Source organism: Amycolatopsis sp. NPDC049253, assembly GCF_040678995.1.
Classification (GTDB): Bacteria; Actinomycetota; Actinomycetes; order Mycobacteriales; family Pseudonocardiaceae; genus Amycolatopsis.
The window spans coordinates 453093-465500 of sequence record NZ_JBFAQX010000004.1; the positions used below are offsets into that span (position 1 = coordinate 453093).

The window sequence follows — 12408 nt, forward strand, 5'->3', positions numbered from 1 at the left end:
CCGCTCCGGGACTGCCCGGGGCGGCCTTCGCCGTTTCCTCGTCACCGACCGTTCCGCCGGAGCTGCGTCAGGGCGCCACCGCGCCCGTCTTCGGGTCGAGCTTCAGCGGTTTCGCGCGCGGGTGCGAGAAGTCGAACATCCCGGTGAGAGGCGCGGCCAGGGCGTCGAACGAGTCGTCGCCGATGCGGCCGAGGCGCCAGTTGTCCTCGATGAACCGCAGCACCGACGTCTGGTCGGTCATGGTGTGGTCGACGTGGTTCGCCCGGCTGTAGGGCGAGATCACCAGCAGCGGCAGGCGCGGGCCGTAGCCGCAGCGGTCGGCGTAGCCGCCCAGGCGCACCGGGTGCGAGGTGCACACCGGCGAGTCCTGCGCGGAGTCGTGCGAGCCGTTCACGATCTTCGAGGGCACGTGGTCGTACCAGCCGTCGGAGTCGTCGTAGGCGAGCACGATCGCGGTGTCGCGCCAGTGCGGCGAGGCCTGGATGCGGTTGATCTCCGAGACCACGAACGCCTGCTCGTCGAGCGGGTCGGAGTAGCCGGCGTGACCGTCCTGGTAGGACGGTGCCTTGAGGAAGCTCACCGCGGGCATGGTGCCGGCGTGCAGCGCGTCGTCGAAGTCGCTCACGTCGTACTGGTGGTTGGCCTGGTCGGTCTGGCCCACGGCGTGCAGCGAGCTCGGCGGCAGGTGCTTCGCGTTGGCGGTCGACTCGTAGTACTGGAACGGCTCGTGGTGCGGGCTGTAGTCGACGACCGCCTGGCCCCCGACGTTCGCGTGCTGCGTGCCGCAGACCGCGTAGCCGCCGGCCGCGCCGGTGGGCTTGAAGCCGCCTTCGAACCAGCCCCACGTGACGTGCTTGGCGTTGAGCAGGTCACCGACGTTGCGGCCCTGGAAGGCACCGAGGTTGTCGGTCGCGGTGTGGTTCTTGTCGGAGCAGTCGTCGAAAGCCGGGTCCGGGTCGGTGATCATCGTGCCGACGCCGTGCTCGTCGGGCGAGGCGGCGGTGTTCGGATCGACCTTCGGCTCGCCCGAGACCGAGTCCACCGGCTGCAGGCCGTGGGTCTGGCCGGAGATCAGGTTGATCGCGCCGGGGCTGGACGGGCCGAAGACGGCGTCGAACGAGTTGTCGTTGAGCGCGTAGTGCTGGGCGTAGTTCCACATCGCGGTGACGGTGTTGCCGTCGAAGTAGTCCATCACCAGGCCGGGCTCCCCGAACAGCACGGGCTGGCCCGTGCACTTGTCCTTCTCGGTGTTCTCGACGAACTTGTCCATCTTCCCGCCGTTGAAGGCGGCCTGTTCCTTGTTGTAGTCGTGGGCCTGGTCGCACGTCAGCGCCTGGTCCGGGCCGAGCCGCTTCGGGTTGTAGGCGTTGGGGTTGTCCGTGAGCAGCTTGTGGTCCAGCCCGTTGACCTTCGGCGTGTGCGGCGCCGCGTGGAACGGGGTGCCGTTCTCGCCGGTGGCGTCCGGGTAGGTGCCGAAGTAGTGGTCGAACGAGATGTTCTCGCCGAAGATCACCACGACGTGCTTGATCGGTGTCGTGGTGGGGAAACTCGCCGCGTCCACCGCCTTGTCCGGCACCGCCGGCGACGCCGAGCTGCTCGCGCACGCCGCCGCCATCAGCACGGCCGTGCCCAGCGCCCCGGCCGCCAGCGCGGTCTTCCTCCTGCTTCTGCCCACGACCTGCCCCTTCCCGCTCATCCCAGCAACGCCCGGCCGTAGTGGTCGGCCGGATCCGCCACGCCGGGGAGCAGGTAGAAGTACCCGCCCCCGAACGGCGAGACGTAGTCCGTGAGCGGCTCGCCTTCGAGCCGCGTCTGCACCGCCTCGAACTGGCTCTCGAGGTCGCGCTGGTAGCAGGTGAACACCAGGCCCATGTCCAGGTTGCCGTTGGTGTCCACCCCGCGGTCGTAGTTCACCGCGCGCCGCAGGATCCGCTCGCCGTCGGTCCCCGGCGTGCGCGGGTTGGCGAGGCGGATGTGGCTGGTCAACGGGATCACGGTGCCGACCGGGTCCTCCGCGTAGCGCGGCACGTCCTGCTCGCCGGCGCCGTCGAGCGGCGCACCGGTGTCGCGGCGCCGGCCGATCATGTTCTCCTGCTCCGAGAGCGAGACCCGGTCCCAGAACTCCACGAGCATCCGGATGAGCCGCACGACCTGGTAACTGCCGCCTTCGTCGGTCCACACCAGACGGTCCAGTTCGGACGGCTGCGGGTTGGCGGTGCCGTCTTTGAACCCCAGCAGGTTACGAGGTGTGCCGGACGGTCGCGGCGGTGAGGTGAAGCCGTCGATCTTCCAGCGCACCTGCATGCCGCCGCGCGTGGCCCGGGTGAGGTCGCGCAGAGCGTGCAGCACGGTGTCGGGCTCGGCCGCGGTGAGGACCAGGCTCAGGTCGCCGTGGCACCACCGCGGGTCGAGGGCGTCGTCGGGGAACACCGGCATCGGCTTGAGCTTCGCCGGCTTGCGGGCGGCGAGGCCGTAGCGGTCGTCGAACAGCGACGAGCCCACACCCACCAGCACCGCCAGCTCCCCCGCCGGCACCTCGGGCCCGAGCACGCCGGAGTCGGCGGGCGGGCCGGTGATCCCGAGCGCGGCCGGTGCGCCGCCCGCGGTGAGGAACGCGGCGCGATCGGTCAGCTCGCGCAGCAGCCCGGTCAGCTCCTGCCGGTTCTCCGCCATCACGTCGAACGCCGCGACGATCGAATGCCGCGCCGGCTCGGCGAGCACCGCGGCCTGGCGCGGTCCGTGGAACGGCGCGGGCGCCGGCCCGGTCGCCAACGCACTCCCGGCGAGGCCCGCGAGCCCCGCGCCGGCTCCGGCGGCCGCGGCCCCGCGCAGGAACGCCCGCCGCCCGAGCGTCACGAGATCCTCCTCGGTTCGGCGATCGCCGCGATCGGCGCGAGGCGCTCGGTGAGCTCGGCGACGTCGGCGTTGATCTTCTCCCGCCGGGCCTGAGCCAGGTTCGCCAGGGACGTGCCCTGCGCCGCGCGCAGATCGCGTTCGGTGCGGTCGAGCCACGCGTCGAGGTCGGCGAGCCCCGGGAAGCGGGTGACGAGCAATGGCCGCAGCACGTCCAGCACGGCGCGCGTGCCGGCGATGTTCGCCTGGGCCGTCGCGAGTGTGCTCCCGCTGCCGTAGTCGGTGCGGCCGGTGAGCTCGAGCTGCAGGGTGTTCTCCAGGATCTCGTGGGCGCGCAGGCCGAGGTCGTTCTGGTCGACCTGCGCACCGCCGAACGCCGTGCGCAGCTGCCGGACATCCGTGTCGAGCTGCCTGGCCACCGGCTCCAGCTCGGCCGGGTTCTCGTTGTGCCACAAGCCGTTCTCGAGCCGGTGGAACCCGGTGAACCCCGGATCCGCGGCGCCGCCGGCCAGGCCCGCCGTGGTGCCGTTGACGGCCCCGTCGGCGTCGCCGAACGCGTCGTAGGCCCCGCCGAGACGTTCGTAGGTCAGGTGTGCGGTGAGCCAGGCCCGCTCGCTCGCCTCGCGGTCTCCACTGTGGACGGCGTCGTCGAGCGCGGCCGTCTGCCCGGCCAGCGTGGTCAGCCCTTCGGCCACGTACTGGTGGTATTTCCTCAGCGGTTCCAGCAGGTCGGCGTTGGTCACGGGCACCACCGCGGGCCCGGGCCGCTGCGCGCCGCCGCTGACGCGGACCGCCGGCCCGACGAACGGAGTGCCGTCTTCCGGCGCGCACCGCAGCGCGTACGCGCCGTCGGCCAAGTTCACCGGCAGAGCTCGCGTGGTGCCGGACCCCACGCCCTCCAGCTCGCCGAACACGGTGCCGGTGGCGGGGTCGACGAGTTCGACCTCCATCGTCACCACGCCGGTGTTGCGCACCTGCAGCGTCTGCGGGCCCGGCGGCGGCGCCACCCAGCCCGCGCCGCATCCGGACCGTGACACCACGATCGGGCCGGCCTCGGCGTCCGGTCCGGCCCGGTCGACGACGGCCACGACCACGCCGGCGGCGACCACGACCAGGCCGGCCACCGCCGCCCAGCGCCACCGCCGCACCGGCAACTCCCCTCAGGTGAACTTCTGGCGAACACTTTCACGTATCCGCACACACCTGACAAGAGCTCTGCCCCGTTATGCCCGATTTTGGGGCGAGGTCTGTCCTACGCCGTCACCTTCGCGACAGCACGAACACCGGCAACGGACGTCCGGCCGCGACGCGTTCCATCTCGTAGCCCGGCCAGAACGCGAGCAGCTCGGACCACATCCGGTCGTACTCCGCGCCTTCGAGCTCGCGGGCCTTGACCTCGACGACCCGCGCGCGGATCCCGACCGTCGCTTTGGGATCCGCGCGCAGGTTGTAGGTCCAGGCCGGGTTGTTCGGCCGGCCCCAGTTCGAGCCCGTGAGCACGAAGTCGTCGCCGTGCGGGAAGTACAGCAGGTTCGTGCTGCGCGGCAACCCGCTCTTGCGCCCGGTCGTGGTCAGCCGCAGCGACGGCAGGCCCGCGATGCCGACCAGGCTCACCCGCCCGCCGAAGAAGCGGTGCAGCTTCTGGTCGGTCCAGATGATGCCGCGCGAGAGCGTCATCACGAAGGGCCGGGTGCCGAGCTTGCGAGCGAAGGGCTCGAGGGGGTTACGCACGCACAGATCTTGCCAAACTCACCCCGAACCGCTCCTGGGAGTCCGTCCACCAGCGCTCGACGGCGAACCCGGCGGCGGCCAGTTCCGCTTCGACGCCCGTGCGGCGGAACTTCGCGGAGATCTCCGTGCGGATGTGCTCGCCCGCCGCGAAGCGCACCTGAAGATCGGCACCCGGGATGTCGACGGTGACCTCGCGCCGGGCGCGCAGCCACATCTCGATCCACTCGTCCTCGGCGTTCCAGTGCGAGACGTGCTCGAAGGTGTCGAGGTCGAAGTTCGCCCCCAGCCGGGAGTTGATGACCCGCAGCACGTTGCTGTTGAAGGCGGCGGTGACCCCGGCCGCGTCGTCGTAGGCGCGCTCCAGCGTCTCGCGATCCTTGACCAGGTCGGTGCCCAGCAGCAGCCACTCGCCTTCGTCGAGCACCTCACGCACCGAGCGCAGGAACACGGCGCGCTCGTCGGGCAGGAAGTTGCCGATCGTCCCGCCGAGGAACGCCACGACACGCGGCGAGGTGCCCGGCAGCAGGTTCAGGTGCTGGGTGAAGTCGCCGACGACGCCGCGCACCTCCAGCTTCGGGTAGTCCGCCGCGATCGCCTCGGCGGCTTCGGCCAGCGCCGACTCCGACACGTCCAGCGGCACGAACGCCTCGAGCGTGCCGTGCTCGGTCAGCGCGTCGAGCAGCAGCCGCGTCTTCTCGCTCGACCCGGAACCCAGCTCGACGAGCGTGTGCGCGTCGGTGAGCCGGGCGATGTCACCGGCTCGCGCGGCCAGCACCTCCCGCTCGCTGCGGGTCGGGTAGTACTCGGGCAGCTCGGTGATCTTCTCGAACAGCTCGCTGCCCTCGGCGTCGTAGAACCACTTGGGCGGCAACCACTTCTGCTCCGCCGTCAGGCCCGTTCGCACGTCCGCGCGAAGCTCGCCCGCGACGTCGCGGCGATGGCTTTCGAGGTCCACTTCCGTCATGAGGTGGTGCTCCGATCCAGGGTCAGGGGAAGCAGTTCGACGCCGGCCTCGGTGACGCGCACGGCGTGGTGCTCGGGAACGGGGGTCCAGGCCGGGTCCGGGTCGCACGGCTCGGACGCCAGCACCACTCCCCCGGCCACGGACCGCACCGACAGCGCGTGCGTCCACGTGGTGCCGATCAGCGTGGTGCCGTCGGTCAGCAGGAAGTTCAGCCGTGACCCCGGGGCGGCGGCCTCGACCTCGGTGATCAGGTCGGTGACCGCGGCCAGCGGGTCGGCTCCGTCGCGAAGCCGGGCGCGCAGCAGCGCCCACAGCAGCGCCGCATCGGTCGGCGCCTCGAGCGTGAGCAGCTCGGTGACGTCGAGGGACTTCGCCAGCCCCGCCATCGAACCGGGCCAGCCGCGGACCACGCCGTTGTGGCTGAACAGCCACCGGCCGTCGGTGAACGGCGCCGCGGCCGCCTCGGTCACCGGCATCCCGGTGGTGCCGTTGCGGACCGCGGCGACGAACGCCGTCGCCCGGACCGAGGCGGCCAGCGCGGGCAGCGTCTGGTCCGTCCACAGTGGAGCGGCTCGCCGGTAGCGCTGCGGCGCGCCACCGGGCTCGGGGTACCAGCCGAGGCCGAAGCCGTCGGCGTTGACCGAGCCGCCGCCGCGCATGTCCTGCGGCGCGTAGGACTGCACGAGCAGCGCGTGGGGCGCCGCGAAGACGAGCTCGGCGGGCGAGACGGGCGCGCCGAGGTACGCGAGGTGCCGGCACATGCCGTTCAGCTCACCTCGCCGGGCCGGGGGTCACGGGCGCAGCGGAAGCCGGAGAAGATCTGCCGCCGGATCGGGTAGTCCCAGTTGCGGAAGGTGCCGCGGATCGCCGCCGAGTCGGTGCCGAACGAACCACCGCGCAGCACCTTGTACTCCGGGCCGAAGAACACCTCCGAGTACTCGCGGTACGGGAAGGACGCGAACCCCGGGTAGCCGTGGAAGTCGGTGCTGGTCCACTCCCACACGTCGCCGATCAGCTGGTGCACGCCCAACGGCGACGCCCCGGCCGGGTACGCGCCGGCCTCGGCCGCGCGCAGGTGGCGCTGCCCGAGGTTGGCGTGCTCGGCCGTCGGTTCCTCGTCGCCCCAGGGAAAGCGGCGCGAACGGCCCGTCGCCGGGTCGTGCCGCGCGGCCTTCTCCCACTCCGCCTCGGTGGGCAGCCGCTTGCCCGCCCACGCGGCGTACGCCTCGGCCTCGTAGTACGAAACGTGCACCACGGGCTCGTTCACCGGCACCGGCTCCTCGACGCCGAACCGCGTGCGCCACCAGCCGCTCGGCTCGCGGTGCCAGAAGCGCGGCGCCGTGATGTCGTGCTCCTGCCGATACCCCCAGCCGGGCTCGCTCCAGAACCGCCGCTCGTCGTAGCCGCCGGATTCGAGGAACTCGACGTAGGCCCCGCACGTGACCGCGCCGGTGTCGAGGAAGTACGCCGGCACGTCGATCTCGTGGGCCGGACGCTCGTTGTCCAGCGCCCACGGCTCGGCCGTGGTGCCCATGGTGAAGCGGCCGGCCGGCACGAAGACCTCGGCGGGCAGCCGGCCCGCCCGCGCGGGCGGCGGCTCCGGCGCGTGCAGCACCGGCTCGCCCTTGCGCAGCTGGTGGGTGGCCAGCATGGTCTCGTCGTGCTGCTGCTCGTGCTGGGTGATCATGCCGAACGCGAACGCGCTCTCGGTGAGCCGGCTGCCTTCCAGCGGCGCGGTCTCCAGCACGTCGAACGCCTTCTCGCGGACCTCGCGCACGTACGCGCGGGCCTCGGCCGGGCCGAGCAGCGGCAGGGCCGGCCGGTCGGCGCGCGCGTGCTGGAACGCGTCGTAGAGGTCGTCGATGTCCGGGCGCAGCGGCTCGCGCCCGCCGACGTCGCGGACCAGCCACAGCTCCTCCTGACTGCCGATGTGCGCGAGATCCCAGACCAGTGGCGACATCAGCTTCGAGTGCTGGCGGACCAGGTCCTCGTCGTCCACGGCGTCGGTGAGGACCACGCTGCGCGCCCGGGCCCGGGTGAGGGCCTCGGCCGCGTGGGCCCGCAGGTTCTGCGGGCTCAGCTCCAGCAGCGGGTTGTGCTCCGGGGTAACGGTCATCGCTCCTGACTCCTCGATCCGTTCACGCGTGTGCGCACGCTCTCGGTGATCTCCGTGATGGTTGCGGCCGGCAGGCCCGTGGCGGGCAGCTCGGCGACGCCGAGCTCCACGAGCTTGCCCGCGACGGCGGCGATGGCGTCGTCGGCGAGGCCCCGGGTCGCGGCTTCGACCCAGCGGCCCGCCACCGGCGCGCACAAGCGGCGCACCTCGTCCACTGTGGACGGACGGGCGAGCAGGGCCCAGACGAGGGCGACCGGGGCCAGCCACTCGCCCGGTGGCTGGGCGTCGAGGTACCGGATCTCCAGGTACCCGTGGGGCCGCACCGGGGTGAACATCGTGGTGAGGTGGTAGTCGAGGTCCTCCGCCGTCGGGCGGCGCAGCACCCCGGCCGCGCCGCGGCCGTCGATCCAGTCGGCGAACGTGAGCCCGTCCGGCGCGTCCCACGGCCGCTCGCCGCGGGGCAGCACCATCAACGGGGTGTCCATCATCCGCCGGCCCCAGTCGGCGGCGGGGTCCGGACCAGGTTCGGCCGAACGGGTCCGCACCGGTTCGGTCTCGAGCACCGCGAGCCAGCGCGCTGACTCGAGGCCGGTGTCGCGACCGGCGTGCACCCGGGAGTTGGCGAACGCGGCGAGCAGCGGCGGCCCCATCACGTGGGCCGCCTCCCAGCGCGCCGCGACCTGGTCGGCTTCTCCCGTGTCGACGCAGATCTGCAGCCCGGCGGTGCTGCACATCATGGTGATCCCGCCTTCGCCGATCGGCTCGAACCGGCGCTCCATGGCGGCGTAGCGAGGAGTGCGCAGGGCGCGCCGGGGCGGGCGGTGGGCGTCGATGCCCGACTCGCCGAGCACGAGTCCGTGCCGGGCCAGCAGGCTGACGAGATGGGAGAGGTCGGCCGAGACGGCTGCGTGCAGATCGGGCAGCGAGGCCTGAGGAAGAGCGGAGATCTCCACCTGGCAACCGGGTTCGAGACTCACGGGAGAGCCTGCCGGGAGCGGGGTGGCCGGACTGTCGGGGCGCAGTGTCCGCGGGGTGTGCGGGCCGAGCGCCGTGGCCAGGACATCGGGATCGAGGGGGCGGGCCGGGTCCTCGGTGTGGTGCACCGTGAACTCCAGTTCCACGCCCAGCAGTCTCGGTGGGCCGTGCTTGAAACACACCGAGGCGACGTACGCCTCCCCGGCCGCGCGGTCCGAAAGCACCCGCGCGGTGAGGTTCGACGCACTTCCGGACTTCTCCGGAAAATCGTGCACCGCAGTCATCGTTCGCCGTCCGAGTCAAGGAGGTCCGCGGGGTGGGACCTCTCGCCTTCGGACGCTACACGGAGGGTCTGACAAAATCAGGTGCCCGCGAGCGCGCGCGAGATTCACAAGACTCTCGTAAGGACTCTTGACCTGGGTGTTTGTTCTGAAGTTCCCCCTTGCTGCTCCGTCCGGATGATCACGGCAGGGCAGATTCGGTGCCCAAACCGAGCTCCGCGGCCGCCGACTGCACGGCCCCGATCACGAGGTGCAACGCCGGGCGCCGGATCTCCGTGCGCCGGTAGGCGATCGACACCGTGCGCAGCAGCGGCGTCGTCAGCGTGACCACGTCGATGCCCGGCGGCCGCAGCAGCCGCAGCCCGAGGTCCGACACGAGCGTGACCCCGAGGCCGGCGCCCACCATCGCCATGGCCGTGGACTGCTCCTCCACCTCGTGGTTGATCTTCGGCGAGAACCCGTGCCGGTGGCACGCCATGCGCATCGCCCGGCCGAAGTGCGACTTCGGGCTCGCGAGGATCCACGGGTGCTCGGCCAGCTCGTCGAGCGACACCGAACCGGCGGGGAACGCACCGGCCGGTACCGCCGCGTGCAGCCGTTCGACGGCCACGACCGCGCGTTCCAGCCCGTTGTCCCACTGCGTCGGCGCGTCGGAGTAGTCGATGACGAACGACAGGTCGAGCGTGCCGTCGCGCACCGCATCGGCGGTGTCCTCGGGTGCGAGCTCGCGCGTCTTCAGCTGGATCCCCGGGTACTCGGCGGCGAGCGCGGTCAGCGCCGAAGGCAGCAACCCGGAGGCCACCGAGGCCCACACGCCCGCGACCAGGCGCGCCGACATCGAGCCCTGCGCCTCCTCCAGGGCGAGGGTCGCGCGCTCGACCGAGCCGAGGATCTCCTCGGCGTGTTCGGTCAGCAGCACGCCCAGCTCGGTCAGCTGCACGCGCCGGCCCAGCCGTTCGAACAACTTCGCGCCCACGTCCCGTTCGAGCTGCGCGAGCTGCTGCGACACGGCCGAAGCCGTGTAGTGCAGCGACACCGCGGCAGCGGTCACCGTCCCCCGGCGCCGCAGCTCCCGGAGCATCCGCAGGCGGTGCAACGAAAGCTCCATACAGGAACCCTAAACAACTTCGTGCAGCTTCGTTAACTGGACGCGAAGGCGGTCGCGACCGCACCCTCGAATGCGGCGGCCGGCGAGGGCCGCCCCCGACTCCTGGAGGTGAGTGGCCCGATGCTTCCGCAGAACGCCGAACCGTTGATGAGGCTGACGTGGACCGACCCCGTCACCGGCGCGCACGGCTACCTGGTCGTGCACAGCCTGGTGTCCGGCGTCGCCACGGGCGGCACGCGGATGCGGGCGGGCTGCACCATGGGCGAGGTCGAGGACCTCGCCCGCGGGATGGCGAACAAGACGGCCACGTTCAACCTCCCGGTCGGCGGTGCCAAGGGCGGCATCGACTTCGACCCCAAGGACCCGCAGGCTTTCGGCGTGCTCACGCGGTTCTGCGAGTTCCTGCGGCCGTGGCTCGACGCCAGCTGGGTGACCGCCGAGGACCTCGGCGTGCCGCAGCACCTCATCGACTCCGTGTTCGAGAAGCTCGGGCTGGAGCAGTCGTACCACGCCGCGATCCACCGTTCGACGGATCCCGAGCGCACCCTGCGGCGCGTGCAGGCCGGGCTCAACGCGCCCGTGCCCGGCGGGCTGCTGCTGGGCGACGTGATCGGCGGCTACGGCGTGGCGCAGGCCTGCCTGGGCGCCGCCTCGGCGTGGGGCTGGGAGGCGGCCGAGACGACCGTCGCGATCCAGGGCATCGGCACCATGGGCGGGGGCGCCGCGTGGTACCTGCACGAAGCCGGCGTGAAGGTCGTCGCCGTGGCCGACGCCGCGGGCACGCTGTACGACCCCGAGGGTCTCGACGTGCCGGCGCTGCTCGACCTGCGCGACCGCTTCGGCGAGGTGGACCGCTCGCGCCTGCCCGAGGGCGTGCGCACGCTGCCGCGCGAGGCGGTCGTGGCGACCGACGCCGACATCCTCGTGCCGGCCGCGATCTCCTACGCCCTGCGCGTGGACAACGAGAATCTCGTGAAGGCCAAGGTCGTGGTGGAGGCCGCGAACGCGGCGACGACACCCGAGGCCGAGGCGTCGCTGTCCGCGCGGGGTGTCGCGGTGATCCCGGACTTCGTCGCGAACGCGGGTGCCGCCGCGTGGGCGTGGTGGCTGCTGCTCGGCGAGGTGGGCGCCGACCCGGCCGACTCGTTCCTGCGGCTGCGCACGGAGATGCAGGCGAAGGTGGCACTGCTGCTCACGGAGTGGAACCTCGACCGCGTGCCGCCGCGGGTGACCGGCCTGCGGCTGGCCGAGACCACCCGCGCCGCCCGGGCGGCGGAGGCGCAGGCGAACGAGGGTGCGCCTGCCCTTCTCATCCCGTAGCCGGCCGCAGCCCCTCGAGACCGGGGGTCGCGCGGTGCCCCGGGACGGGGTGGGGCACCGCGCGGATCTTCCTGGCGCTTCACAGCTTCCGTGCGTTCAGGACCGGGCGAACCGGTCGAGCACCCCGACGAGGACCTCGCTGATCGAGCCCGTGGCCGTCGTGTGCCCGGAGTCGCCGACGAGCAGGAGCTCCGCGCCCGGCAGCGCGCGTTCCAGCAGCCACGGCGTGCCGACCAGGTTGCCGAGGTCGAGCGCGCCCTGGACCAGCGCCGCCGGGATCCCGGCGAGCCGGTGGGCGTCGCGCAGGATCGCGCCGTCCTCGCTGAAGCAGCCGTTGGCGAAGTAGTGCGTGACCAGCCGTGCGAACGCCAGCCGATACACCGGGTCGGTGAACCGCGAGGACGCCGGTTCGATCGAGAGCATCGCGTCTTCCCACTCGCACCAGCGCCGGGCGGCGGCCTCGTGGACGGCGGGGTCGGGATCCCTCAGCAGCCGGTGGTAGGCCCGGGCGAGATCACCGTCTCGCTCGGCCTCCGGCACGCCGTCGCGGAACCTCGCGAACGCCGCCGGGAACACCGCGCCGAGCCCGCGCGTGAGCAGGTCCAGCTCGATCTGCCGGTCGGTGGCCAGGCCGAGGAGCACGAGCTCGCTGACGCATTCCGGGTGGCGCTCGGCGTACAGCAGCGAAAGGGCCGATCCCCAGGACCCGCCGAACAGCAGCCAGGTGTCGATGCCGAGCGTGGTCCGCAGCAGTTCCATGTCCGCGAGCAGGTGCGGCGTGGTGTTGGCCGACAGGTCGGCGACGGGCTCGCCCGCGTGCGGCGTGCTGCGCCCGCAGCCGCGCTGGTCGAACAGCACCACGCGGTAGCGGTCGGGATCGAAGTACCGCCGGTGCGCCGGCCGGCAGCCGGCGCCGGGACCGCCGTGCACGACGAGGGCGGGCTTCCCGGCGGGGTTGCCGCACTCCTCCCAGTACACGGCGTGGCCGTCGCCGACGTCGAGCGTTCCGGTGCGGTACGGGGTGGTCTCGGGGTGCAGTCCAGGCACGGCACGTCCTTTC

Annotated in this window: 11 protein-coding genes; 1 reads left to right on the forward strand and 10 read right to left on the reverse strand. The window is 72.3% G+C overall.

The features are described 5' to 3' along the window. Window positions 1–67 precede the first annotated feature (67 nt). The 9 genes from AB0K15_RS12675 to AB0K15_RS12715 form a co-directional block, all read right to left on the reverse strand. A complete protein-coding gene (locus AB0K15_RS12675; protein WP_364049005.1) occupies window positions 68–1615 on the reverse strand; it encodes an alkaline phosphatase family protein in 1548 nt (515 codons plus the stop codon). 77 nt (window positions 1616–1692) lie between these two features. After that, window positions 1693–2856, reverse strand: a complete 1164-nt coding sequence (locus AB0K15_RS12680) for a Dyp-type peroxidase (protein ID WP_364048811.1) — start codon at window positions 2854–2856, stop codon at window positions 1693–1695. Continuing rightward, window positions 2853–4001 carry an EfeM/EfeO family lipoprotein gene (locus AB0K15_RS12685; protein WP_364048813.1) on the reverse strand — a complete coding sequence of 383 codons (1149 nt, stop codon included), beginning with the start codon at window positions 3999–4001 and terminating at the stop codon, window positions 2853–2855. Before AB0K15_RS12685 ends, AB0K15_RS12680 begins: the two co-directional genes overlap by 4 nt. 112 nt (window positions 4002–4113) lie before the next feature. Further along, on the reverse strand, window positions 4114–4584 hold the full coding sequence (locus AB0K15_RS12690) for a nitroreductase family deazaflavin-dependent oxidoreductase (protein ID WP_364048815.1): 471 nt from the start codon (window positions 4582–4584) through the stop codon (window positions 4114–4116). Further along, window positions 4577–5548, reverse strand: a complete 972-nt coding sequence (egtD, locus tag AB0K15_RS12695) for an L-histidine N(alpha)-methyltransferase (protein WP_364048817.1) — start codon at window positions 5546–5548, stop codon at window positions 4577–4579. The genes AB0K15_RS12690 and egtD overlap by 8 nt, the downstream gene beginning before the upstream one ends. Then, a complete protein-coding gene (gene egtC / locus AB0K15_RS12700) occupies window positions 5545–6309 on the reverse strand; it encodes an ergothioneine biosynthesis protein EgtC (RefSeq protein WP_364048819.1) in 765 nt (254 codons plus the stop codon). The genes egtD and egtC overlap by 4 nt, the downstream gene beginning before the upstream one ends. A 5-nt stretch (window positions 6310–6314) precedes the next feature. Beyond that, on the reverse strand, window positions 6315–7664 hold the full coding sequence (gene egtB, locus AB0K15_RS12705; RefSeq protein ID WP_364048821.1) for an ergothioneine biosynthesis protein EgtB: 1350 nt from the start codon (window positions 7662–7664) through the stop codon (window positions 6315–6317). Further along, the gene (locus AB0K15_RS12710) at window positions 7661–8923 is read right to left on the reverse strand and encodes a glutamate-cysteine ligase family protein (protein WP_364048823.1); all 1263 of its coding nucleotides are present in this window, start codon (window positions 8921–8923) and stop codon (window positions 7661–7663) included. Before AB0K15_RS12710 ends, egtB begins: the two co-directional genes overlap by 4 nt. A 178-nt stretch (window positions 8924–9101) precedes the next feature. After that, entirely contained in the window at window positions 9102–10028 is a 927-nt protein-coding gene (locus AB0K15_RS12715) for a LysR family transcriptional regulator (protein WP_364048825.1), read from the reverse strand. A 120-nt stretch (window positions 10029–10148) separates the two neighbouring features. Here AB0K15_RS12715 and AB0K15_RS12720 point away from each other — a divergent pair, with 120 nt between their 5' ends. After that, a complete protein-coding gene (locus AB0K15_RS12720) occupies window positions 10149–11348 on the forward strand; it encodes a Glu/Leu/Phe/Val dehydrogenase dimerization domain-containing protein (RefSeq protein ID WP_364048827.1) in 1200 nt (399 codons plus the stop codon). A gap of 96 nt (window positions 11349–11444) precedes the next feature. Here the strand turns inward: AB0K15_RS12720 and pip are convergent, their stop codons facing one another. Next, window positions 11445–12395: a prolyl aminopeptidase gene (gene pip, locus AB0K15_RS12725; RefSeq protein ID WP_364048829.1), complete on the reverse strand. Its 951-nt coding sequence runs from the start codon at window positions 12393–12395 to the stop codon at window positions 11445–11447. Window positions 12396–12408 lie beyond the last annotated feature (13 nt).

What these genes read in the sequence shown, in the direction of transcription:
- AB0K15_RS12715 (WP_364048825.1), bottom strand. Translation starts at nt 10,028, where the DNA reads ATGGAGCTTTCGTTGCACCGCCTGCGGATGCTCCGGGAGCTGCGGCGC.
- egtC (WP_364048819.1), bottom strand. Translation starts at nt 6,309, where the DNA reads ATGTGCCGGCACCTCGCGTACCTCGGCGCGCCCGTCTCGCCCGCCGAG.
- egtD (WP_364048817.1), bottom strand. Translation starts at nt 5,548, where the DNA reads ATGACGGAAGTGGACCTCGAAAGCCATCGCCGCGACGTCGCGGGCGAG.
- egtB (WP_364048821.1), bottom strand. Translation starts at nt 7,664, where the DNA reads ATGACCGTTACCCCGGAGCACAACCCGCTGCTGGAGCTGAGCCCGCAG.
- AB0K15_RS12720 (WP_364048827.1), top strand. Translation starts at nt 10,149, where the DNA reads ATGCTTCCGCAGAACGCCGAACCGTTGATGAGGCTGACGTGGACCGAC.
- AB0K15_RS12675 (WP_364049005.1), bottom strand. Translation starts at nt 1,615, where the DNA reads ATGGCGGCGGCGTGCGCGAGCAGCTCGGCGTCGCCGGCGGTGCCGGAC.
- AB0K15_RS12710 (WP_364048823.1), bottom strand. Translation starts at nt 8,923, where the DNA reads ATGACTGCGGTGCACGATTTTCCGGAGAAGTCCGGAAGTGCGTCGAAC.